Annotated in this window: 23 protein-coding genes and 2 pseudogenes; 12 read left to right on the top strand and 13 right to left on the bottom strand. The window is 59.3% G+C overall.

Annotated elements, in window-relative coordinates; all coding sequences use genetic code 11:
* Positions 1-278 precede the first annotated feature (278 nt).
* A complete protein-coding gene (locus HVO_RS03900; RefSeq protein WP_004040817.1) occupies positions 279-929 on the top strand; it encodes a ribonuclease HI family protein in 651 nt (216 codons plus the stop codon).
* A gap of 123 nt (positions 930-1,052) precedes the next feature.
* On the opposite strand, the gene HVO_RS03895 is transcribed toward HVO_RS03900, so the two are convergent.
* Positions 1,053-1,589 (bottom strand): hypothetical protein, encoded by a 537-nt coding sequence (locus HVO_RS03895; RefSeq protein ID WP_004040816.1) that lies wholly within the window; start codon positions 1,587-1,589, stop codon positions 1,053-1,055.
* Between the two features lie 45 nt (positions 1,590-1,634).
* Between HVO_RS03895 and phnE (HVO_RS03890) the strand changes: the two genes are divergently transcribed.
* Together phnE (HVO_RS03890) and phnE (HVO_RS03885) are read left to right on the top strand one after the other, a co-directional pair.
* On the top strand, positions 1,635-2,435 hold the full coding sequence (phnE, locus tag HVO_RS03890) for a phosphonate ABC transporter, permease protein PhnE (protein WP_004040815.1): 801 nt from the start codon (positions 1,635-1,637) through the stop codon (positions 2,433-2,435).
* Entirely contained in the window at positions 2,435-3,229 is a 795-nt protein-coding gene (gene phnE, locus HVO_RS03885; RefSeq protein WP_004040814.1) for a phosphonate ABC transporter, permease protein PhnE, read from the top strand. The genes phnE (HVO_RS03890) and phnE (HVO_RS03885) overlap by 1 nt, the downstream gene beginning before the upstream one ends.
* A 675-nt stretch (positions 3,230-3,904) precedes the next feature.
* Here the strand turns inward: phnE (HVO_RS03885) and HVO_RS03880 are convergent.
* Both HVO_RS03880 and HVO_RS03875 read right to left on the bottom strand, forming a co-directional pair.
* Positions 3,905-4,315 (bottom strand): hypothetical protein, encoded by a 411-nt coding sequence (locus HVO_RS03880; protein WP_004040813.1) that lies wholly within the window; start codon positions 4,313-4,315, stop codon positions 3,905-3,907.
* A complete protein-coding gene (locus tag HVO_RS03875) occupies positions 4,312-5,187 on the bottom strand; it encodes a ParA family protein (protein WP_004040812.1) in 876 nt (291 codons plus the stop codon). The genes HVO_RS03880 and HVO_RS03875 overlap by 4 nt, the downstream gene beginning before the upstream one ends.
* A 238-nt stretch (positions 5,188-5,425) precedes the next feature.
* Between HVO_RS03875 and HVO_RS21615 the strand changes: the two genes are divergently transcribed.
* Complete coding sequence (locus HVO_RS21615; protein WP_081603752.1) at positions 5,426-5,683, top strand: DUF7837 family putative zinc-binding protein; 258 nt, start codon at positions 5,426-5,428, stop codon at positions 5,681-5,683.
* Positions 5,684-5,810: 127 nt separating this feature from the next.
* Here the strand turns inward: HVO_RS21615 and HVO_RS03870 are convergent, their stop codons facing one another.
* The 7 genes from HVO_RS03870 to HVO_RS03845 all read right to left on the bottom strand — a co-directional run bounded on the left by HVO_RS03870 (position 5,811) and on the right by HVO_RS03845 (position 12,187).
* Entirely contained in the window at positions 5,811-7,109 is a 1,299-nt protein-coding gene (locus tag HVO_RS03870) for an IS4-like element ISHvo12 family transposase (protein WP_013035120.1), read from the bottom strand.
* Between the two features lie 66 nt (positions 7,110-7,175).
* Entirely contained in the window at positions 7,176-7,508 is a 333-nt protein-coding gene (locus HVO_RS03865) for a hypothetical protein (RefSeq protein WP_004040811.1), read from the bottom strand.
* Between the two features lie 100 nt (positions 7,509-7,608).
* On the bottom strand, positions 7,609-7,797 hold the full coding sequence (locus tag HVO_RS21245; protein ID WP_049914676.1) for a hypothetical protein: 189 nt from the start codon (positions 7,795-7,797) through the stop codon (positions 7,609-7,611).
* Positions 7,798-7,938: 141 nt separating this feature from the next.
* Complete coding sequence (locus HVO_RS20060) at positions 7,939-8,823, bottom strand: biosurfactant protein 1 (RefSeq protein WP_013035150.1); 885 nt, start codon at positions 8,821-8,823, stop codon at positions 7,939-7,941.
* Positions 8,824-8,991: 168 nt separating this feature from the next.
* Complete coding sequence (locus tag HVO_RS03855; RefSeq protein ID WP_004040810.1) at positions 8,992-9,873, bottom strand: universal stress protein; 882 nt, start codon at positions 9,871-9,873, stop codon at positions 8,992-8,994.
* 8 nt (positions 9,874-9,881) lie between these two features.
* Positions 9,882-11,750, bottom strand: a complete 1,869-nt coding sequence (locus tag HVO_RS03850; protein ID WP_049914674.1) for an SLC13 family permease — start codon at positions 11,748-11,750, stop codon at positions 9,882-9,884.
* Between the two features lie 197 nt (positions 11,751-11,947).
* On the bottom strand, positions 11,948-12,187 hold the full coding sequence (locus HVO_RS03845) for a hypothetical protein (RefSeq protein WP_049941496.1): 240 nt from the start codon (positions 12,185-12,187) through the stop codon (positions 11,948-11,950).
* 148 nt (positions 12,188-12,335) lie between these two features.
* Here HVO_RS03845 and HVO_RS03840 point away from each other — a divergent pair.
* From HVO_RS03840 to HVO_RS20055, 3 genes and pseudogenes are all read left to right on the top strand, one after another.
* Positions 12,336-12,581: pseudogene (locus HVO_RS03840) on the top strand (universal stress protein); the annotation flags it as partial.
* Between the two features lie 47 nt (positions 12,582-12,628).
* Positions 12,629-13,795 carry an ISH3 family transposase gene (locus HVO_RS03835; RefSeq protein ID WP_013035066.1) on the top strand — a complete coding sequence of 389 codons (1,167 nt, stop codon included), beginning with the start codon at positions 12,629-12,631 and terminating at the stop codon, positions 13,793-13,795.
* Between the two features lie 186 nt (positions 13,796-13,981).
* A pseudogene (locus HVO_RS20055) lies at positions 13,982-14,158 on the top strand (universal stress protein); the annotation flags it as partial.
* Here HVO_RS20055 and HVO_RS20050 read toward each other — a convergent pair.
* The 3 genes from HVO_RS20050 to HVO_RS03825 all read right to left on the bottom strand — a co-directional run bounded on the left by HVO_RS20050 (position 14,159) and on the right by HVO_RS03825 (position 17,548).
* Positions 14,159-15,082, bottom strand: coding sequence for a transcription initiation factor IIB (locus tag HVO_RS20050; RefSeq protein WP_013035124.1), 924 nt, complete (start codon positions 15,080-15,082; stop codon positions 14,159-14,161). It lies immediately after the preceding pseudogene.
* Positions 15,083-15,358: 276 nt separating this feature from the next.
* Positions 15,359-16,012, bottom strand: a complete 654-nt coding sequence (locus HVO_RS03830; protein WP_236995448.1) for a rhomboid family intramembrane serine protease — start codon at positions 16,010-16,012, stop codon at positions 15,359-15,361.
* A 369-nt stretch (positions 16,013-16,381) separates the two neighbouring features.
* The gene (locus HVO_RS03825) at positions 16,382-17,548 is read right to left on the bottom strand and encodes an ISH3-like element ISHvo20 family transposase (protein ID WP_013035046.1); all 1,167 of its coding nucleotides are present in this window, start codon (positions 17,546-17,548) and stop codon (positions 16,382-16,384) included.
* A gap of 359 nt (positions 17,549-17,907) precedes the next feature.
* Between HVO_RS03825 and HVO_RS03820 the strand changes: the two genes are divergently transcribed.
* The 5 genes from HVO_RS03820 (at position 17,908) to HVO_RS03800 (ending at position 22,287) form a co-directional block, all read left to right on the top strand.
* Positions 17,908-18,267, top strand: coding sequence for a hypothetical protein (locus tag HVO_RS03820; protein ID WP_013035075.1), 360 nt, complete (start codon positions 17,908-17,910; stop codon positions 18,265-18,267).
* Positions 18,264-18,758, top strand: a complete 495-nt coding sequence (locus HVO_RS03815; protein WP_004040804.1) for a zinc ribbon domain-containing protein — start codon at positions 18,264-18,266, stop codon at positions 18,756-18,758. Before HVO_RS03820 ends, HVO_RS03815 begins: the two co-directional genes overlap by 4 nt.
* Before the next feature lie 297 nt (positions 18,759-19,055).
* Entirely contained in the window at positions 19,056-19,412 is a 357-nt protein-coding gene (locus tag HVO_RS03810) for a calcium-binding protein (RefSeq protein ID WP_004040803.1), read from the top strand.
* A 116-nt stretch (positions 19,413-19,528) separates the two neighbouring features.
* Complete coding sequence (locus tag HVO_RS03805) at positions 19,529-20,929, top strand: DEAD/DEAH box helicase (protein WP_004040802.1); 1,401 nt, start codon at positions 19,529-19,531, stop codon at positions 20,927-20,929.
* The gene (locus tag HVO_RS03800) at positions 20,929-22,287 is read left to right on the top strand and encodes a DUF790 family protein (protein ID WP_004040801.1); all 1,359 of its coding nucleotides are present in this window, start codon (positions 20,929-20,931) and stop codon (positions 22,285-22,287) included. The genes HVO_RS03805 and HVO_RS03800 overlap by 1 nt, the downstream gene beginning before the upstream one ends.
* Positions 22,288-22,292 lie beyond the last annotated feature (5 nt).

Genomic DNA, 22,292 nt, shown 5'->3' with positions numbered 1-22,292 from the left:
GACGGATAGTTTTGGGTGTGGCTCCGAGCGCCTCACCCGCCGCGCGCCGACATCCGAACCCCGTCTGTCGCATCGTCGTCGGCCGCACAGGCTTCGATACCCGCGAACGTCCGCCGGTGGCGGTCACAGACGACATCGAACGAGTGGGCGAACCACCTGAAGGGATATACCGCTCGACGACCGAGAACGGATATGCAGCTGTTCGACGGGCCGACGAACGCAACCGAGACCGGAGGTGTGAGGGCGCGGACCGGCGACCAGACGGAGGCCCCGGAACCGTGACCGAGGAGCCGCTTCCCGCCGAGCATCTCTCGCCGCTCGCCGCGCTCGTCGACGAGGTGCTCGCGGGCGTCGGTTACGAGATGGCCACCGCCACCGATACCATCGACGACGCCGTCCCTGGCTACGGCGGTCTGTTCGACCCCGAGACGACACGGGGAGAGCTGCGACGCGCGCTCGGTGAACTGTCGGCAGCAGAACTCGCCAAACCGCCCGTCGCTGAGCCGACCGATGATTCGTTCGTCCTGTACGTTGACGGCAGTTCACGCGGTAACCCCGGCCCCGCGGGCGCGGGCGCGGTCATCATGGACTCGGAGGAGGCGCAACTCGCCCGACTCGGTCGCCCCGTCGGCTCGCGGACCGGGAACAACACCGCCGAGTACGTCGCCCTCCAACTCGGCCTGTCCGAACTGCTGTCCCGCTACGAGCCACACAGCGTGGACGTTCGAATCGACTCGATGACCGTCATCCGCGATGTCTGGGGCGGTAACGACCCCACCGAGGCCGGCGTCGAGACGTACAGCGAGTCCATCGCTGCGGCGCTCTCGGAGGTTCCGAACCACCGGTACACGCACCTGGCCGATAGCGACCCGAACCCCGCCGACGCACTGGCGACGGTCGGTGCCGATATCGCGGCGTTGGGGCCTTGACGGGGGCGACGACACCGCGAACTCCGCGGAAAGCAGACCGATTGTGCCGATTCGGTCGGGTGCTGTCCGCGTCCTCCGACATCCCTTTTGCCCCTCTCGCCGGCTCGTTTCGAGCCGCTCTGTTCACGACCCGGGCGCGAACGGCGACGGCGACGGGTCGAACTCGGCGAGGCGGTCGCCGCAGTCCGCACACGAGACCGCGATAACAGCGGTCGTGTGACAGCACGACTCGACCGTCTCGTCGGAGACTCGGGTCGGCCCGCGGCAGGTCGGGCACTGTTCGACCAGTCCGCGTATTCGAGCGGCGAGGTCGACCCGCTCCGCGCGACCGAGCGCGTCCCAGGCGGGTCCGGCGAGCGTCCGTTCGGTTGCGAGGTCGGCGACGAGTGCCGTCCGCGAGGGCCACTGCCCGACCCACGACCCGTCGGCCCTCATGACGACGCCGTCGGCGTCCGACTCAGCCACTGTGATCCGCGGGCGGTCGCCCGTAGTCACGGTCGCGGCCGCCCTGTCGAGTGCCTCGGGGTCGCCCGCGAGGGTTTCCGCGGTCTCGTGCCACGCGGCCCGGAACGAGGGAGTGAGCGCCGGGTCGTCTCCGGGGTCTGCCGAGAGGACGCCGAACCCGACGAGTTTCTCGACGGGGTCAGCGTCCGGCGGCACCGCCGTCGAGACGGATGTTGACCGGTCGCTGCGGGGGGACCTAACGTGGCGGCCGGCGAACGAACCTGGGAACGCCCGACCGTCTTTCGGCGTCGAGAGCTGAAGTGGGCGGTCTACGCCGGCGTTCTCGGCTTCTTCGTGTGGTCGGGGTTCGGAGTCGGTGCCGACCCAGGACGGATCGCACGGGGACTCGGAAGCGCCGTCTCCCTCGTCGGTGATTTCTTCCCCCCGTCGGCAAGCCCACGACAGGCCGACCGAATCGTCGGGAAGATGCTCGAAAGCGTCGCGATGGCAATGGTCTCGACGCTCACCGGCATCGTTCTCAGTGTCCCGATTGCGTTCATGGCCGCGGAGAACCTCTCGCCAAAGCCGTTGTACGCGATTAATCGGGGGTTCATCTCGATTTCCAGGGCGTTCAACGCCATCATCATCGCCATCATCGCGGTCAAGGCCATCGGGTTCGGGCCACTGGCGGGCATCCTCACGATTACGTTCAAGACGGTCGGCTTCTTCTCGAAACTACTCGCCGAGGACCTCGAAGACATCGACATGGGGTCCGTCGATGCGGTGCGGGCCGCCGGGGCGTCGCCGGTTCAGACGCTACTGTACGGGGTCGTCCCGCAGATTATCCCGCGGTTCGCCGGGCTGTCGGTGTATCGGTGGGACATCAACATCCGCACGTCGACTATCATCGGCATCGTCGGCGCAGGTGGAATCGGGTCGGTCCTCCTGACCGCGTTCAACCGTTACGACTACCAGTACGTCACGGCTATTCTGCTGGCCATCATCGCGGTCGTGCTGGTGGCTGAAGGCGTGAGCGCGGTCGTCCGACGGAGGTACAACTGATGGCGACCGACGAGCGCCGATGGGAACGGTTCGACCGGCGGCGGCGAATCAGCCGCTTCGTCCTCACGTTGGTTGCCGCCGTCGCCGTGGTCGGGTCGTGGCAGTTCATGGACATCGGCATCGTCAGACCGGAGACGATTCCTCGGGAGGTCGGCGACCTCCTCACTCGGATGTACCCGCCGGACGTGGCGTACACCACTCGCATCGTCGAACCGCTGGTCGAGACGATTCAAATCGCCGCGCTTGGGACCATCGGCGCGCTGGTACTCTCAGTCCCGGTGGCGTTGCTCGCCGCCGAGAACACGACTCCGAACGCCGTGACCTTCTGGCTCGGAAAACTCATCGTGACCGTGAGCCGGTCGGTCAACACCATCATCTGGGCGCTGTTCTTCGTCGTCATGTTCGGGTCGGGGCCGCTGGCGGGCGCGGTCGCCATCGCGTTCCGCTCGGTCGGGTTCCTCGGGAAACTGCTGGGCGAGGAAATCGAGGAAATCGACTTCGGCCAAGTGGAAGCGGTCCGTGCGGCCGGCGCGTCTTCGGTGCAGGTGTTGCTCTACGGCATCCTTCCGCAGGTGAAGCCCGCGTTGGTCGGACTCTCGATTTATCGGTGGGATATCAACATCCGCGACTCGACCGTACTCGGGTTCGTCGGCGCGGGCGGAATCGGCGTCCAACTGTTCCGAGCGGTCAACGCGTTCGCGTGGCAATCGGTCGCGACAGTGCTGCTCGTCATCCTCGGCGTGGTCGTCGCGACCGAGAGCCTCTCGGCGTACACGAGGGCGCTCGTCCGGTGACGGGCGAGACTCCCCCGCCCTCTTCGCTGTGGACGGCGTAATGGAGAGCCACGCCGCCGACGCCGCCAGACGAGGCAGTACTGAAACGGAGTCTCCACACCCCACCCCGTTCGCGTTCGTCCATCGTTGCCTGCCGGATACACCGTCCGGGACCCGTTTACTCGTTTTGTGCCCCTCAGTCGTGGGTTTGTACGGAGCCCGACCTGTTGTTACCCTTCTGACGTGGCGAACTCCGTACTCCGCTCCACCCACGACAAGAGCCAGTCCGACGACGGTAACCCGTCCAGTCAGATACCACCCGAAGGGTGTTGGACCAACGTGGGCCGGAGTAATAGGCGAGGTAACATACACAGGCCAGGTTTCATACGCCGAGACAGTGGTGCGACGCACCCCGGAATTTGATATAGCGATATATAATTTATCACTCAAACTCGCAGACCTGCCGGTATTTTGCTAACCCTCGTTGTCTCTGTGGGACAATGAGGTAATTGAGAATGTAAGAAATACGCTATTATTACGCTACCTCCGAACTCCTCGGTCCTTAGAATGGGCTACCAGGGAGGCGACGCTCGTTCTCTTGGTCAACAAACCACCCAGTGGATTCCAAGTTCGGCCCGTGACCGACTGCCAGCTGTCGATTTTCGCGCCCATACTGCTGTAAGCGCCGTTTCTTGGCTAGTCGAACGTCATCCCGTAGCCCCACTCTTCGAGGCACTCTTCTGTTTCATCGAGGTGCTGCAGGCCGACCTTCATGAGCGCTTCACGGAGGTCGGTGAGTGAGACGTTTTCTTCGAACCGGTCTTCGAACTCCCGGAGGGCGTCTCGCTCTGCGACTTTTGTCTCCTTCTGTAAGAACAGTGGGACGCGGTCACGACCGTCTTGGACGCCATCGCGGCGGAATTTGTATGGAATCTGGATCTGCTGGCGAGGTTGTTGGGTGTCTTCGCCCTCGGCTTGGTTCGAATCCGTTTCTTCGGCTGGTTCGGGCTCTGAGTCCTTCGTCTGGGTCTCTGTAGTGGTCGCTGACTCAGTCGACGAGTCATCCGCAAACGGATCTTCACCAGCTCCTTTCTTCATGCCAGTCATACCGTCACCACCTCGTGGTCGACGTCACCCGGTTCCGGGGGGTTTGGCGCGTCGATACCAACCTGTTCTTCCAGATGCCTCGCGATGCGGTCGAACTGGGCAAGCGTCTCGATTTCGTAGTCACGGCGGCGATTACGATGTTCACGAACGTATTTGAACGCCGAACATTGTTCCATCCAGCACCCCTCCATCAGGGAGGCACGCTCGCTGATGATCTCTGGGATCGGATAGTCGATTTCAGCTAGTACCTGCCGTTGGTCACGTGTGTTTTTGAATCCGGTTGGCACGGCGGCGAGCACACCAACGTCAATCTCAAGTTGGTCTTCAAACCCGGCGACGAGGGCTTCAAGCCCCTCAACTGCTGCACGGCCCTTTGCGCTTGGCTCGACGGGGATGACAAGCGACCGCGTCGCGTGAATCGCGTTGTAGAGGTGTGGCCCTTCAGTTGCTGGCGGGTCACAGATCAGTACATCGTACTCCTCCGGGACGCCGGCCTCGCGGAGCACACGGAGTAACTGTGCGTGCATCCCGAATGCTTCGCCCATGGCTTCCGCCTGGTCTTTCTCTCGCTGGAGAAAATCGGCTAAATCTGAGAGCATATTGTGCTCCGGAACGATGTCGACACCCTCAACGGTCCGAATGAGATCGTCAAAGTCGCCGTTGGGGCGTCGAATCATATGCCGGACGATGTTATCGACTGAATCCGTCCGCTGGTCGTCAACCCCGAAGAGACGCGAGAGATCGCCGTCTTGTGGGTCAAGCGGAACGACGAGCGGTTTCAACCCTGCCCGAGCGTGCGCAACCGCTAGGTTTGCTGCGGTGGTCGTCTTCCCGACCCCGCCTGCCTCGCTGTAGGTCGAATATGTGAGCATACTGTGTTCATGATGAACCATCACCTTGAATCTTCTGTGCATGCACTCATTGTGTTCAACAGGCACGTTCATTCGTTGAGTTCAGCAATGAATGTACTCAATGAATAAATATACTGAACACATACGATGAACAAACACAACGAACGCCATGGCTGGGTGAGGCTATGCTCATCCCTTATTGCAGGCGGTCTGTGGAGTACTCCGAGTATTTACTGAACAGAGTTCATGAACACAATTCATGAATATATTGGATGAACAAATATTGTGGCCAAACATCTTTGCTGTGGCACCGTGTGGACACTACTGGAGACAGATCGTGTCACATGAGTCTCCACAATTCCCCATGACGAGTGATTCGACAGCGCTTGGTCGATGTCCTGATTGCAGCGAAGTGATTGAAGCATACCAGTCACTCATTGAGTTCGAGGATGGCGATGGGACAACTGGCGTGTTCGCTGAGTGCTATTCCTGCGACGAAGTTGTCCGTCCAGAATAGCGGAATGTACTTTTTGGACTCAAGCGGGACGCCATCGTTCACAGACTGCAAGGCTCAGTACATCACAAAGCCTGTTAGTTGAGACGTCTGCTTGCTGAAGATGTGTCCAAGCAACATTGGTGTTCGGTTAAGCACTGGATCGCCTCCTGAAGGCCTCAGCTACTCGTTCGTTGAGTAAGAGCCGCGATTTCTCTGGTTGGCGGGCGTCACGAAACAGCAGTTCCGACAGGTTCGGCGGTGGATGGCCGAACGACTGGGCCAGATCTTCGAGCATGAGCTGGGCGAGAGACCGGAAGGTCTTCGCCCAGCGTTCTCGCGGAAACACTGTCTCTGGGAACAGCTCCTGAAACACCCCGAGCAAGGCTCTGCTGACCGTCAGCGTCAGCAGAGCCGCCACCACTAACAGCTCCACGATCGCTGGATCACTCGTCTGGAATTTCTCCAGCCCATACAGCGACTTCAGTTCCCGGAACACCAACTCCACTTCCCACCGCAACCCGTACAGCGCCCCGACCTGCCTTGGAGTGAACTCATCGGGCAGATTCGTCACGTACAGGTGGTAGTCGTCGGTGTCCTCGTTGCGGACACCGACGACGCGAAACTCCATCGAATCCGTTGATTCCTTCCCAGCGTATGCCCGCCGTTTGAACTCGATCTCTACCGTTACGTCGATGATCTCCCGACTGAGATCTTCCAGAACGTCCCGAAGACGACGCTCTGGCAAGGAAATGGCGCGCCCGCGCCATTTCCGTCGCTCTCCAACGATCAACGGATTCGCGTTCGACTTCAGCCGACTCAGGAAGAACCCGCCGTTCTCCTCGATCAACGCGAAGCGGCGGAAACTGTAGAAGCCCAGATCGAACAGTAACAGCCGGCCTCGTAGCCAACTCCCGGTGCGGAGTTGGCTGCTCTCGTGGGTGCGTTCATCGGTGAGCTGGAACTGCTCGATCGTCTGCTTGGTCGCGTTCTGCACGAGGTGGAGTTTCGCGCCGGATTGACCCGAGTGAGTGGCTGGAAACGAATCGAGGAGCCGATGCAACCTGAACACGGTTGCATCGGCGATCAGTACGTCTCGAAACAGCTCGAACTGTGGCGCGATCGTGTGAGGAACCGCGACCTCCTCGAGAGCGTGCTCGAGGAGGTCGTTCAACAGTGCTGCGAGGGCCGGCGTGAACCGATCGTAGAAGCTTGAGCGGGCAACGGTCTGGTTGGTTGCTGCGGAGTACGCCCGTTGAAAGCCGGCGATAGTTCGGGCTTCGCCGTCGACGGCGAAGCCCATGATGAGCGTCCAGACGAGCATCGTGATGTCGATTTTCCGGTCACGCTGGACGACATCGCGCTCGCGCGCGATGTCTTCGATTAGCTCGGTGGGAAACAGGGAAGTCAACCGTCGTCGTATGAGATCCGGGGAGAGTTGGTTTAGCACATTCTCTCCCCACGCGGTCTACAACGATAGCTTCGTCACTAGAGCGCCGTCTGTCGGTTTCTCCGCTTAACCGAACACGGATGATCGCTTTGCCAGTACCGGGAACCGGCATTTCGTGTACCCCGCGGTCTGGATGTCGAGTTCTTCACCGGGCTCGAGATAGTTGGCCAGCTTTCGGAGGAATTCGTGAGTGACGAGACCACCTTCGTATTCTGGAAGTCCATCTTCACGAGCTTCGTAGATCTCGAAGGCGTCGTAGCCCCAGATGATGAGCTCCCCTTCTTCATCTACTTCCCAATTCAGGGTCCCGAAGCAATGTGCTTCGCAGAGCTGGCGGACTGCCTGTGCATCGGTTACGGTCGCGCCGGTCGACGTCGTCGCTGCTTGGAGTGTTGCCATTGTTAGTCCTCGAGGGCACTTTCTTACCCCCGCACCCCTTTGGGGGAATAAAATCGACTGGAAGAGGAGATGAACCGACGCTGTTCGACCGAGCCTTTCCTCAGGATTCGGCCTTGGGGTTTGCTTTCTCCGAAGCACCTGGCCGAGTGAGCAGTCCTACTTGTTCCAGAAGCGTGGTGGCCTCAACGATTCGCTCTCGGTCGGGAGCGTCCAGTTGCTCGATATCGATGCTGTTGAGGTTGCTGAGTGCGCGATGCAGTCGGTATCCAGGTGTGTCTCGTGGGTCCATCATGTACGCCTCCGCTGACTTCTGGCGCAGAAAAACGAGGGCGGTACGCTGATGTCTCTCGCTGAAGCCCTGCACCAGCCTTAACCAACAGGCTTCGTGTAAACATCCTGTGTTGGTTAAGATGTTGTTCAACCGATTTTCTTACTCGGGGTCTGGTCCGTGACGAGGCGACTGACACACCTGGCACTCCCACATTGGCTGGCCAGACCACTCGTCAGCCGGGATAGACTCGAACTCCTGGAACTGATGCTCAGTCGTTCGACCGCACTTGCGACAGTCAAGACGTGTTTTCGAGGGAATGTTGGGCCGACGATCCTCTGAGTGCTCGTCGTCGACGGAACGCTGGAGTGCAATTGCTGGCACTAACCAGACGTCGCTCTCGGCCCTCTCAAGCAAGTCTGTAAGCCGACTTTCCTCACTAACGTCGTACCCTCCCTCGTCGTAGAGGAACGTCGTGTGCGCCCCTTCACACGACGACTGCGTCGACTCTGTCTGTTCCGTGCGCTTACGAGCGGTTGTGAGTAGCTGTTCACCGCTTTCAGAGGTGACTCGAACTGCTTCGGGGAGCGAGGGCCACTTGTCGGTCAGCTGTGCGGCGGGCTTTGTATCGAGGTCGTAGAGCAGCTGGCAGTCGTCGACCGCTGGATCCCTATCGGCCTTCGTGAGGAGCGTGGCTGCAGCAGCACCCTTCGCGACGGCGGCGTAGAACGTCGACGCTTCGACGAGCAGATGGACGACGTGGAGTAGTGTCCACCCAGTATCCGGGATGCGACTATCGTCGCTAGTTCCATCGAGATGGTTCGAGAGGCAGAACCGACACTTGGTACGGTTCGAAAGAATCGAAGCACCGCACGAGGAACACTCGCTCCGTGTCGATCTCGTTCGATCTGAATACGATTCGAGTGTTTCCCTTCGCTGTCCCTCTACTTGCCCAGCGTTTTCCCGTCCAGAAAGCTCGTCGTCGGGAACGCGAGTCGCTTCACCAAGGGGTCGGAGTTCCTCAAAATCAGATTGACGTCCATTCATAGAGTTGTCTGTCAGCACCTTCCCTCGTCTCTGTATTTGAATTTCGGTGACTTTGCTGAACCCATATAACTGCGATACGAACCGCGTGCTCAATAGGATTGCATCGCTTACAAAGTCAACCAGGTACAGGTAGGACTCTTCGGACGTATTCAGGCACAGTGACTCGACTCACTCGCTGGGCCTTTCTTCCACGAACTCCCGAACTGTCAACACAGGTCGGTCTGCGTGGCGGACAACACTAGTTGCAACGCTTCCCATAACCAACCGATCCAGCCCTGTCTTTCCCTGCGTCCCGAGGACAATGAGGTCGGCATTGCAGTCAGATGCGGCCGACAGAATCTCGTTGGCTGGCTGACCCTCCCGAGTCGTTGGGGTGACATCGATTCCTGCTTGAGCCCCTCCTGCTCGAAGTTCTCTCAGAATCCGCTCACCCTCCCGTGATAGCAGCGTGTGGAGCGAACCCGCGCTTCCGAATCGACTCTCCACGACGTAGAGGCCACGGACGGATGCGTCGAATGTACTGCCAAGATCGAACGCGTATTCACTGGCGCGGCGGGCGCCCTCGCTGCCGTCAGTCGCCACCAGAATTTGCTGGATCCTTACTGGCTCTTGATCCTCTCCTTCCCGAACGGACCACACTGGGACAGGTGACTGTTGAATGACCTGTTCGACGATAGAGTCACGCAGAAACCGCGCGAGACGCCCTGGCGTGTGTGCACCGAGGACGACCAAGTCGATCTCGTTCTCAGTGGCGTATGCAAGAATCTCTTCCACCGGGGTTCCTCTCCTAATGGAGTCGATGACAGAGACACCTGCTTGCTCACTCGCTTCAATTACCGACGCAATCGCCTCGTTCGCGGTCTGCCGAACGTCTGTGTCAATCGGATCCTCGACCACCGCAGCATCGACATTCTCAGGGACGTCACTAGAGTCAAGGACCGCGAGTGCATGTATCTCCCCGCCGTATGCTTCAGCGAGCAGAAGTGCGTACTCACGCGCTCGCGCACTCGCTGCACTTCCATCCACGGGGAGCAGTATGCGGTCGAACATAGTTCCTATTAGATCCCCCAGAACAAGGCGATTCCGAGCACCGTGACGGTTGAGAGAAGCAACTGAAGTGGTGCCCCCACCCGGAAGTAGTCGGTGAACTTGTACCCGCCAGGCCCATACACAAACAGATTGGTCTGGTACCCGACCGGGCCGAGGAACGCCGTCGACGCGGCGAACGTCACCGCGAGGACGAACGCGAACGGATTCGCGTTGATCGCAGTCGCGGCAGCCGCAGCGACGGGGATCATCAACACCACGCTCGCGTTGTTGCTGATGACTTCTGTGATGAGTCCTGTAGCGATGTAGAACAGCCACAGGACAAGGAGCACAGGGAGGAAGTCTGCAGCCGTGGCAACTAGATTCCCGAGCAGCATCGCTGCCCCTGTTTGTTCGAGCGCGATCCCCAGCGGAATGACGCCCGCCAAGAGGAAGATGACGTCCCAGTCAACCGAGTCATACAGTTCGTTCGGCTTCAGAACGCCCGCGACGACCATCGCGACGACGCCGCCGAGGGCAGTGACCAGAATCGGCTGTTGGAGACTGGCGAGCATAGCGAGTCCTTCGATGCCGGTGAGCGATGCCAGCGCGTTTCCAAGGAATGCCCACGGGATCGCCACGAGTCCGACGACACCGAACATGATGGCGATCGCGTGTGGGATTTTGTTGGTCCGGTAATTGGGCTCGTCAGCCTCGTGTCCGAGAACGAAATCACGGTTCTGTGCCATTCGGTCGATGCTGTCGGGCTCGGCCTGCACCAGGAGCGTGTCACCCGCTCGGATCTTGATCTCATCCATGCGGTCACGGATGACTTCACCGCGGCTCCGGAGCGCGAGGACGTTGCCGTCGTAGCGCTGTCGGAAGGTCGAACTCGTGAGCGTCTCCCCGACGAGGAACGACCGCGATGGGATGACAACTTCGACGATGGACTGGTTGTCACTCGGCTCGGGGTCGAGTTCTTCGTCGGTATCAACGGAACCCTCAATGGCGAGGTCGTCGACCGCAGCGAGTTGCTCAAGCGTGTCCCTGCTCGCACGAATGAGTAGGGTGTCACCGGCGTGGATTTGTTTGCGGGCCAGTGGTTCGGTGAACCGTTCACCGTCGCGGATGAGCTGAAGGATGTCGGCGTCCGTTCTGGCCTCTTCGATGGCCGTTTCGACGGTTTGCCCGACCAGTGGCGAGTGGTCCCGAACGACTACTTCTGCGAGATAGTCCGCGATCTCGTATTCTTCGACGTAGTCCTCTTCGACTGGCACACGTTCGGGCAGCAGTCGGTGCCCGATAGTGAGGAGATACGCCGAGCCGGTGAGGAGGACGATGACGCCGAGGATGGTGAACTCGAAGAAATCGAACGCGTGAAGCGCGGGGTACTCACCGGAGAGACGGGCCGCCGTATCGCTAGCGAGGATGTTCGTCGACGTGCCGATGAGAGTGAGCATTCCGCCAAATTGAGAGGCGTACGAGAGAGGGATGAGGAGTTTCGACGGCGACGTCTTCCCCTTGTGTGCGACGTCGGAGATGACCGGCACGAGAATGGCGACAACCGGTGTGTTGTTGATGAATCCTGAGACGGGGCCCGTTACACCGATTGTGGCCAGCAATTGTTTGTTGAGGCTCTCGCCGGCGAACGAGGAGATCTTCCGGCCGACAATCTGGACAATCCCTGTGCGACTAATTCCTGCACTCAGGATGAGCATGGCAAGGACGGTGATGGTCGCCGAACTGGAGAATCCGGAGATGCCTTCTGCTGGCGAGATGTCCGTCCAGGGTTCGAGGACGATGAGCGTGACCATGATGGCGATGGCGGTCACGTCGATGGGCAGCCACTCGGTGACGAATAGGACGATTGCCCCGAGAATCACGAGGAAGACGACGAGCATCTCCGTCGTCACTCCGGAGACCGGCCCGGCTTGAGTCGCAAGTTGGAATAGAGTCATCGGAGAACACCTCCCTGTCGGTGTGACTGATTCATCGTCGGTGCGGCGATGTTTCGTGGTAGGGGGTAAGTAGCGTGCATAGTTACAGGTAGGGGTCTCTCAGAGAGCGATACAACCGGGCGAAGAACGTTACAGGCGACCTATCCAGGGATCGGGGGGCGTCTAAAGAGGTCGTCGGCAACGAGAACAGTGCTCACAAGGGCACTGGCAGTGATCGCAGAGCCAGTGGCGTTGAGAACCTGCGTGGCGATGAGGTAGGTACACAGGATGGTGGGGGGCATTCCTGCGAGGACGAGGTTGTGCTGTGAGCGAATGCCGAACAGGGCAGCAAGTCTTTCGAAGCCCGATTCGTTCCTGTGCGTTGGTCCGGTATTCGTCATTGTTGCACCTCCACGTACAGAATAGTGAACTATGCCGTTATAAAACCTCTGCAAACGTATTTTGAACCCATTATATATGATGTCTATAAGTTATGGGTGAGTTATATGGGGCAACAGTTTTGCTCAGCTCTCCCGAATATGAGAGTAGATGATTTCGCGTGTCCTCGTTCCGATGGATGACTCGGAGATGTCCGAACGGGCTCTCAAGTACGCTCTCGAAACCCATGCAGGTGCGGACATCACCGTCTTACACGTTGTTGGAGAACCGTCTCCAATGATGGGAAAAGCGATGGGTCTCGCGTTGGAGAGCGACATCGAACAGGCCGCCGAAGAGCACGCATCTGAAGTTCTCCAGCATGCCCGCGATATTGCGGACCAGTACGATATCAAGATTCAGTACTTCACAAAGCCGTTTAGTTAGAAGGTCTGCTTGCAGAAGGTGTGTCTAAAACCCAGCAAGCAGACGATGAAATCCACGAGGACCAGCTCCTTAACTTCCTCGTCAACTCTCTTGACGAGGAAGTTGCTCTCTCACTCGCTGAAAACGCTGAACTCGATGCTGAAGACATCTACGAGGTCCTCGTCGGCGCCTGCGCCGACGGGACCTCGGTCTCAACGCTCTGTGAGAGAAGCGAAGATGCACCCCACGAAAACTCCGTTCTCTACCATCTCCGCACTAAATTCGATCTAGAAACGCTCGAACAGGTTGGCAACATGCTCCTCCAGAAAGACGTTCTCGACGTCCTTCCCCAGCAGGTGGAGGTCTGCGCAGACCTCCACCTGCGGCCCTACTACGGCGACGAAGACGATACAGACGGCCTGTATCACTCACAAGCGAAGCGTGGAACCACCGCGTTCCACGCGTACGCGACACTCTACGCGCGCGTGAAGAACAAACGCTACACGCTGGCGGTGCGCCGTCTCGAAGACGGCGACACCGCCAGCAGTGTCCTCGCAGAGTTCCTCGGTATTCTCGACGGCCTTGACCTCGGTGTCAAGGCCGTCTATCTTGACCGCGAATTCTACGACAGCAAGTGTTTGACGCTGCTTCAGGCGCACAACCACGCCTACGTCATGCCGATCGTCCGCTGGGGACGGGCGATCAAGCGAGAACTCTCGGAAGGGTGGAGTCGCGTGATTCAGCACAGTCTGACAGCGAAACTCGACGGTCACAGCTGGACCGTCGAGTTTCCCGTCTACATCGACTGTACCTACCAGAACGGACGGTACGACGAACATGGCGTGGCGCGTCACGGCTACGCCGCTGACGCGCCGTTCATCAACTCACCACGAGACGCTCGATACCACTACGCGAAACGCTTCGGTATCGAGGCGAGCTACCGACTCTCCGAGCAAACGATTGCGACGACCTCGACACAAAATCCGGTTGTACGGCTGCTGTACGTCGTGGTGAGCTTGCTGTTACAGAACGTGTGGCGGTATCTGCACTGGGAGTACGTGGCGACGCCCCGCCGAGGCGGGCGTCGCCTCTGGCAGTGGCCATTCAAGGAGTTCATCAACATGATCCGACGGGCAGCGTGGACGGCCCTCGCGACGCGTCGGGCCGTCCCCGCGAACCGGCCACCGGACGACCGGTTCCACCGGTAACTCCCGTCCGGGCTAGCCAACGGTGGGAGTGGCGACGCTGTCGCGTCGGCGGCAGCCGCCGCCGACAGCGACGGCTCTCCGCCGATCCGTCCATGATTCTCTCGTCGAAACCGCCAGTCCAACCGCTCGGTCACAGAACTCATGCTTCAGAAACAGCTAGCCGAGGACGCTTTGTGAAGTACTGAGATTTCAACGGATGTTGCGTGGGGACACCCAGCCAAATCGATTATCAAGCGAGCTGGGGACTTTGATACAGTAATCATCGGTAGTCACGGTGGAACGGTAGCTGAGCGTCTCTTTGTTGGAAACGTAGCAGAGCGAGTTTTCCGACGATCACCAGTTCCTGTGACCGTTGTTCGATAATTAGCCAGTCAATTCCTTCAGCGTGTCTCGATGCGACCGGATGGTCGTTGCAGTGACGCTCGCCACCTCCGCCACTTCCGCCTGCGTCAGCCACCGTCCCTCTTCGCGACCTGCCTTGTACAAACAGGCCGCTGCGAATCCTGACGGCTTGACACCCGACGCGGCTCCTGACGATTCTGACTGTTCAGCCAACCTCCGAGCCCGCTGTCGGATATACGCTGGAACATCCAGTTCCGACGCGAGACGGGGGATGAACTCGCTCGGTCGAACAGGCTGGGTCGGCAGTCCAAGTTCTGTGTTCAGCGTCTTATATGCATTCGCGACTCTCGATTGTTCGACGCGTGCTGCGTCGACGACGTCGTCGAGTAACCGCGAGTGACCGTTACAGCGACAGGCTCCGTAGATGCTTGCTGCCGCTATCGCCTCGATTGATCGGCCTCGAAGCAGATCTTCGGTTTGAGCGCTCCGGAACAGTTGACACGCCTGATCACGGACCGAACCTGAGAGCTCGAGGACGCTCGCGATTCTTCGAACTTCACCCAGGCCGTGTGCGAGGTTTCGCTCGGCTTTCGACTGGAACCGACCACGAGTCTGTTCACGCCGCATTCGGGATAGCCGCTGGCGCTTTCGTCCGGAGAGTTCGTTCCCGTTCGCATCTTTCCAGCGACCGATCTCGGTCGAAAGCCCTCGGTCATGACGTGCCGCAGTCAGTGGAGCGCCCGTCCGCTTTCGCTGGTCCTGATCGTGAGCTCTCCATTCAGGGCCATGGTCGATCCGCTGCTCGTCAATAACGAGTCCACAGTCCTCGCAGACAGTTTCAACGCTGTTCGTTCTCACCTCGCCCTTACACTCTGGACACGGCGTGGTTCCGTCGTTCGATACGTCCTCGTCGAAGCCGGTTTCGTAGATGTGTCTCGTCGCCATCGGTAGTTCGCGAGGTGTCTCGTCTGCACCCCGCACCCCTCACAGGGGAATAAACAACTGCGGACGTGCCGATGTGCGGATCTCTGCTGAGCTATTCGGGGAGGCTTTGGCGACTTGCTTGTACACACCCGACTTCGTACTGAGCGCGTTTGAGCAAACGATTCGTTTGTTCAAGACTGTCAAGAGGTGTTTGACCCATCGAGAGACGCGACGGCCGTGTGTGCACTGCACCGCTCAGCGGCAGCGAAACGCTATCTGTGCTGCTGTAGTTATCTGCTAACTGAGTACTTCAGAAAACATGCCACCAGTACCAAGCTGAGTCAAGGGATAATATGTGGCCGCAATGACGCCTATCAGAGCACCAATTGCGTGGATCGCTTGCGTCGCGTCGGTTGGTGACATGGTTGCAGCTTGAATCGTTGAGGCAGCAAATCCGAGCCCAATCACAAACGGGATGACGTGGGAAACGCCCCGGAGAATATCTGCTCCTGAATTTACGTTCCGGAGTTCTTCAACGACCCGCACGAATCCCACAATTCCAGCAACTGCTTCCAACCCATTCGTGATACTACTCGCCCCGACAGCACCAGCACCTCCGATGATGACTAACAGTATCCAGCTCGCCCCGTACCCCGTGGCGGCACAGTAGAGATACAGCTTCCTCCATCCGACTTGCCATTCAATGTACCCTCCGAAGATGAGGAGAAACACCAGGTTCTCAGCGATGTGCGATACCCCACGGTGAACAAACGGACCTATCGTGAGTACAAGGAGACGCTTCTGCTCCACACTCAGCATTTCAAGCATCAAACGTTCATTCGGAAAGCCTAACAGAGTGGCAGTCAGTCGCTCTATAGCATAGATTAGGATGAGAAATCCTGCGAATCCCAGGACCCCTCTGATCTGCCCAAGTGACTCCCTGTATGTCAAGCTCGAAACTCCGCGTCCAGTCGGTTGATTGCTTCGTGAATCGTCATGGTTCACTCCACGGGTTGTTTGCAATCGCGGGCGTGATCGGGTAGTGGATACGCGGGACGTCCGGTTCTGGATCTTCCGGGACGCTCTGTAACTCCTCACTCTGCGCGGCGAGTGCGAGGGCCATCGAATCGAGAATCAGTACCTCACAAAGCATCCTCGGCTAGCTGTTTCTGAAGCCTGAGTTCTGTGTCGGAGCGGTTGCATTGACGGTCTCGACGGGAGAATCATGGACGAATCGGTGGAGAGCTGTCGCTGTCGGCGGCGGTCAGCCGCTGACGCGACAGCGTCGCCACTCACACCGCTGGCTAGCCCGGTCAAGAGTTACCGGCTAAACCGGTCGTCTGGTGGCCGGTTCGCGGGGACGGCCCGACGCACCGCGAGGGCCGTCCACGCTGCCCGTCGAATCAAGTTGGTGAATTCCTTGTACGACCACTCCCAGAGGCGACGCCCGCCTCGGCGGGGCGTCGCCACGTACTCCCAGTGCAGATACCGCCACACGTTCTGTAACAGCAAACTCACCACGACGTACAACAGCCGTACGACCGGATTCTGTGTCGTAGTCGTCGCAATCGTTTGCTCGGAGAGTCGGTAGCTCGCCTCGATACCGAAGCGTTTCGCGTAGTGGTATCGAGCGTCTCGTGGTGAGTTGATGAACGGCGCGTCAGCGGCGTAGCCGTGACGCGCCACGCCATGTTCGTCGTACCGTCCGTTCTGGTAGGTACAGTCGATGTAGACGGGAAACTCGACGGTCCAGCTGTGACCGTCGAGTTTCGCTGTCAGACTGTGCTGAATCACGCGACTCCACCCTTCTGAGAGTTCTCGCTTGATCGTTCGTCCCCAGCGGACGATCGGCATGACGTACGCGTGGTTGTGCGCCTGAAGCAGCGTCAAACACTTGCTGTCGTAGAATTCGCGGTCAAGATAGACGGCCTTGACACCGAGGTCAAGGCCGTCGAGAATACCGAGGAACTCTGCGAGGACACTGCTGGCGGTGTCGCCGTCTTCGAGACGGCGCACCGCCAGCGTGTAGCGTTTGTTCTTCACGCGTGCGTACAGTGTCGCGTACGCGTGGAACGCGGTGGTTCCACGCTTTGCTTGGGAGTGATAGAGACCGTCCGTGTCGTCTTCGTCACCATAGTAGGGCCGCAGGTGGAGGTCTGCGCAGACCTCCACCTGCTCAGGCAGGACGTCGAGAACGTCCTTCTGGAGGAGCGTGTTCCCGATTTGTTCGAGCGTCTCGAGGTCGAACTTGGTGCGGAGATGGTAGAGAACCGAGTTTTCGTGAGGTGCATCTTCGCTTCTCTTGCAGAGTGTAGAGACCGAGGTCCCGTCGGCGCAGGCGCCGACGAGGACCTCGTAGATGTCTTCAGCACCGATTTCAGCGTTTTCACCGAGAGTGAGTGCAACTTCCTCGTCAAGGGAGTTGACGAGGAAGTTAAGGAGCTGGTCCTCGTGGATTGAACCGTCTGCTTGCTTGGTATTAGACACACCTTCAGCAAGCGGACGTCTCAACTAACCAGCTTTGTGATGTACTGAGACTGGCTAGATACCGCCGGAAAGGCGGCCGACGCTGCGGGCGAACTCGACGAGTGGCGGGGCTACGTACAGAAACTCCGGGATGAACACTCTCAAAAGTACAAGCTCCGGCCGATGTTGGATGAACTGTTAGACGAATTCGAAGGGCGATAACCTCACATAGATCATGGTTGCGTCACCCATCACAGACCAATTCGTCATCGAAGTCTGGTTGGCACATCGTCTGAGATTACAGCGAAGGGGATGGGGCACAGCAAGCAGGGACGATTGAGTCCACGGATTCAAGGTAACTCCTCACGAATCGCCGCAATATGACCGATGGTTCAGAAACCTCACCTTCGTTCCTCTCGTCGCTTCCGAGCCGACCAATTACCGACGACATTGTGAAGCAGATTGGCGAGAGCGATAACCCGAAAATTCGCGGAGCTATGGGGTTTCCGGGATCATCCCCCGGTACGATCGAAGCGTTCCTGCTGGATATGGAAGCGAAGACGCACGTGATCGTCTTTGAACCAAGCGCGGAACAATGGTACGTGTACAAATCCTTCGGAACCGGGGGGATGAGCCATCAAGAGATGGTCGATCATGCGAGCGAACTCGCCAACGAGTGGCTCGCACAAAGCCTCTCAGATCGCATCGCAGCCGCAGAAACCACTGAGCAGGACACATGATCCTCCGCTACTACGCCGATGCGGACGTCCGAGAGTGGCACGACCACGCGCTCCGGCTCTTGCGAACGCTGCACGACGAGCACGGCATCGCTGTCGAGATCGACCGGATCGACGAGCAGCACGGGCCGATCACAGACTTCCCAGGCGACGTACGCTCCTCGACGCCTGAGGAGGTCTACGAGCGCGACCTCAAACGCAACCGTGCGTTGAACCAGACCATTGACCAGACACCGTCAGAGGCGTTCAAACGCTACGGGAGACTCGACATCGCTGGGAACGTCGCGGTCGTCGATGATGAGGGGACCGTCCGATGGGCCTCGACACTGCCGGGCTACGCTGACGGCTATCGGCCGGGTGCTGCGTCACAGACTGCGATGGACTTTCTAGAGGATATCGCCACCGCTCCGAGCAACCGTATCTGTGTTGAGTGCCTCTCTCTGCTGGATGGCGACGAAAACTTCTGTCCGAACTGTGGCTACGAATTTCCATAGCGCAGTGCGCTATTGGATCGACGACGTCGAACGCTGACTGGCTGATGTCACACATCCTGGTCACATGACAATGAGTAGCCTCTATCAAGCTGGTTTCACGCCGTGAGGGGCCTCTATACGTCATCACACAACTCCAGTCCATCGAATTAACCAACAATAATCGGATTTGACACGTGCTGTTGGTTAATCTTGTCCGGCGACTCAAGCAATGAATTCTGCAGTCACAGTCGAGCAAGCTTTCGATAGGTGGACCCGGCTGTCCAGAGTACCTTACGAACAGAGTGCATACTGAGGGGTATGCCACGAGCCGAGAGAGACGAAGAGCGAGACGAACGCATCGAGACGCAGATCACCGTCGATACGTACGGTGCTGAAGAACAGGCGATGGGCTGGCACGCGTATCTGGGCGACACGATGGACTTTCCCTTCGAAGCACGGTGTGTCATCGAGCGAGCGGAATCGCCCCTGAATGTGGGCGAAACGGTACGCGTTATCGAAATGTCCCCGACTGAGCCAACGCTCAGCCAGATGTTCGTAACGGTGGAGTGGATGGACAGAACACTTGGCGTGCCATTAGAGCAATTAGAGCCTGTCGATGCCAGCAGTAACACGGAACAGGCGATCGCAGACTGGCAGTACTGGCTCGACCGCTGAGAGCCATGCGTCCGTACTCGAACCATCCCTCCCCAGAGACAGACAGCGCCACGTCTCACCGACCCTCGTCCAATCCACAGATTGAATCCGTCCGAACTCATCCATCTTGATACTGAATGCGAATCGAATTCGACGACGGAACCCTCCTGCTCCGTGATGCCTCCGACGATACCCCGTATGCGGAGTGGGACGACCGCGTCGACGAATACCGCGCCCAGGCGTATCGGTATCGACCGCTCCTCGAATGGGCGGGCGTGTGGGCGGACAAAAACGAGCAATCAACGCTGCAGGACGGCTTCGATCACGCTCTCGAAGACGCTGCGCGGGCCTATCCTGCTCTCGATCTCACACCGGCGCTTCACATCGAACCACGCGACTATCAGCAGGCCGCCCTCGACGCTTGGACTAATCACAATCGGCGAGGGAGCGTCGTCCTCCCGACGGGCAGCGGGAAAACGTTCCTCGGGCTGCAGGCCATCGCCGACGCCGGCGTCGGTGCGCTGGTCGTGACGCCGACGATCGACCTGATGAACCAGTGGCACGCCACGCTCACCAACGCCTTCGGTGACCAACTTCCAGAGCCGATCGGCGTCCTGGGCGGTGGCAGCCACGACGTCACCGCGATCACCGTCACGACCTACGACAGCGCCTATCGTTACGTCAACGAGTACGGTGACCAGTTCGGCCTGCTCGTCGTCGACGAGGAACACCACCTGCCACCCCCGACCTACCGGCAGATCCCCGAGATGACGATCGCGCCGTATCGCCTTGGCCTCACGGCGACCTACGAGCGCCCCGATGGCAAGCACGAACTCCTCGAGGACCTTCTCGGGCCGGTCGTCTATCGGGAGCACGTCGACGACCTCGCCGGCGAGTACCTCAGCGAGTACGAGACGATCCACATGTCGGTCGACCTCACGGCTGACGAACGCGAGACGTACGACGAGGAGTACAAGCTCTATCGCGACTACGTCGACAGCCACGACTTCGATCTCTGGAAGGAACGCGGCTACCAGGAGTTCCTCAAGCGCACCTCCTACGACCCCCAGGGACGGCGGGCGCTCATCGCCAAGCAGCGCGCCGAGCGACTCGCCCGGACAGCGACGAAGAAACTCGACACGCTCGACAATCTCATCAAACGCCATCACGATGACCGCGCAATCATCTTCACCGCGAACAACGACTTCGCCTACGAAATCTCTCAGGAGTTCATCGTTCCCTGCATTACGCACCAGACCAAGACCGACGAACGCACCGAGATTCTTGAGCGATTCCGCACTGGAGAGTACTCGATGCTCGCCACCTCCCAGGTTCTCGACGAGGGGATTGACGTCCCGGCGGCGAACGTCGGGATCATCCTCTCGGGGAGCGCATCGAAACGGCAGTATGCACAGCGGCTCGGCCGCATTCTCCGGCCGACGGACGACCGCCAGCCAGCACGCCTCTACGAAATTATCACCGAAGACACGATGGAGACGTACGTTTCCCAGCGCCGTCGAGAGGGGGTGAATGCGTAGTGCTGACCGCGAACCTCGCCCGGTCGCGCACGACCGACGAGACGATCACACCGCTGTTTATCGACCCAGCCGACGAGCGCTATCGCGAGACGGCACGGGAACTCATCCAGTTGTTCGAGGACCACCTCGACGAGCCGAAGGGCGAGCTCGAAGACGCGATCGACGAGCTGACCGTCGCAGATACTGACTACAAAATCGTCCAAGGATTGGCGAAGCTCCTGAAAGACGAGTGCAAGTTCGAGGTCGTCGCATCGGTCGACCCACGTGAGATTCGGCGGCGGCTCTTCGAGAAAGCCAACGAGCGGTATCCGATCGTCCGCCAGCCGACGCTCGGTGAGGACACACAGAAACTGGAAGTGTATAGCGCGATTGCCGACGAGCTCGGGATTTCGCTCGAAGACTGCTACCGTGGGATGTACGCCGACCTCGAGGACAACAAGCGGCTCGTCCGAATCGGCACGCGGACGGCCGACCGATACGAGAGGACCGGTGATGCGTCGCCGTCGACGACGAATTTGACGGGCAGCAGTGCCGAGGAATACGAGCACACCGACCTCACCGTCGACTGGCTGCTGACTCGGTACAACCTCGCGCTCGCCCAGGCAGTCCTCTATGACGCCACCGAGATGCGGATTCGTGTCTGGGACCACTTCGGGACAGTGTTCAGCTACGTGAAGCTGTTCGGACTGATGCATCGCATCTATCCGATCGATGCCGACGGCGACCGCGTTTCGAGTACGGACCAGGCTACGGGCTACGAGGCCGTGCTGGATGGGCCAGCCTCGTTGTTCTCGAAGTCACAGAAGTACGGGATTCGCATGGCGAACTTCCTGCCGGCGTTACCCCTCTGTGACCGGTGGGAGATGACCGCCGAGATTCTCGTTGACGAAACTACCAACGAGACACGGCAGTTCGCACTTGACCAGAGCGAAGGTCTCGATTCGCACTACAGCGATGGCAAGCGGTTCGATAGTGACGTCGAACGGACGCTCGCTCAGAAGTGGGAGCGAGCGAACACGGACTGGGAACTCGTCCGCGAGGACGATGTCTTCGACCTCGGGGCCGAAGTGATGATCCCGGACTTCGCAATCGAACATCCCGATGGTCGGCGGGCGATCCTCGAGATCGTCGGATTCTGGACCCCGGAGTATTTGGAGTCGAAGCTGGAGAAGATCCGGCAGGTGGAGGCTGAGAACTTCGTGTTAGCGGTCTCGGAGCGACTGGAGTGTGCCAGCGAAGACTTCGGGAGTGTCGCCGATCGTGTACTTTGGTTCAAAACCGGGATTCACGTCTACGATATGGTCGAAATGGCTGACCAGTATGCGACAGGACACGCCCCAGCGAATACGGATCAGTAACGACA

The organism is Haloferax volcanii DS2, assembly GCF_000025685.1.
Classification (GTDB): Archaea; Halobacteriota; Halobacteria; order Halobacteriales; family Haloferacaceae; genus Haloferax; species Haloferax volcanii.
The sequence above is the reverse complement of the archived record's forward strand: the minus strand, read 5'-3'. Positions and strand labels throughout refer to the sequence as shown.

Bases quoted from the DNA above. Each gene is read 5' to 3' on its own strand.
- HVO_RS03850 (WP_049914674.1), bottom strand. From the start codon at position 11,750: ATGCTCGTCGTCTTCCTCGTGATTCTCGGGGCAATCGTCCTATTCGTC.
- HVO_RS03875 (WP_004040812.1), bottom strand. From the start codon at position 5,187: ATGCTCACATATTCGACCTACAGCGAGGCAGGCGGGGTCGGGAAGACG.
- HVO_RS03855 (WP_004040810.1), bottom strand. From the start codon at position 9,873: ATGTTCGACCGCATACTGCTCCCCGTGGATGGAAGTGCAGCGAGTGCG.
- HVO_RS21245 (WP_049914676.1), bottom strand. From the start codon at position 7,797: ATGGACCCACGAGACACACCTGGATACCGACTGCATCGCGCACTCAGC.
- HVO_RS03845 (WP_049941496.1), bottom strand. From the start codon at position 12,187: ATGACGAATACCGGACCAACGCACAGGAACGAATCGGGCTTCGAAAGA.
- HVO_RS21615 (WP_081603752.1), top strand. From the start codon at position 5,426: ATGAATATATTGGATGAACAAATATTGTGGCCAAACATCTTTGCTGTG.
- HVO_RS03805 (WP_004040802.1), top strand. From the start codon at position 19,529: ATGCGAATCGAATTCGACGACGGAACCCTCCTGCTCCGTGATGCCTCC.
- HVO_RS20060 (WP_013035150.1), bottom strand. From the start codon at position 8,823: ATGAATGGACGTCAATCTGATTTTGAGGAACTCCGACCCCTTGGTGAA.
- HVO_RS03810 (WP_004040803.1), top strand. From the start codon at position 19,056: ATGCCACGAGCCGAGAGAGACGAAGAGCGAGACGAACGCATCGAGACG.
- HVO_RS03880 (WP_004040813.1), bottom strand. From the start codon at position 4,315: ATGACTGGCATGAAGAAAGGAGCTGGTGAAGATCCGTTTGCGGATGAC.
- HVO_RS03820 (WP_013035075.1), top strand. From the start codon at position 17,908: ATGACCGATGGTTCAGAAACCTCACCTTCGTTCCTCTCGTCGCTTCCG.
- phnE (WP_004040814.1), top strand. From the start codon at position 2,435: ATGGCGACCGACGAGCGCCGATGGGAACGGTTCGACCGGCGGCGGCGA.
- HVO_RS03815 (WP_004040804.1), top strand. From the start codon at position 18,264: ATGATCCTCCGCTACTACGCCGATGCGGACGTCCGAGAGTGGCACGAC.
- HVO_RS20050 (WP_013035124.1), bottom strand. From the start codon at position 15,082: ATGGCGACGAGACACATCTACGAAACCGGCTTCGACGAGGACGTATCG.
- HVO_RS03865 (WP_004040811.1), bottom strand. From the start codon at position 7,508: ATGGCAACACTCCAAGCAGCGACGACGTCGACCGGCGCGACCGTAACC.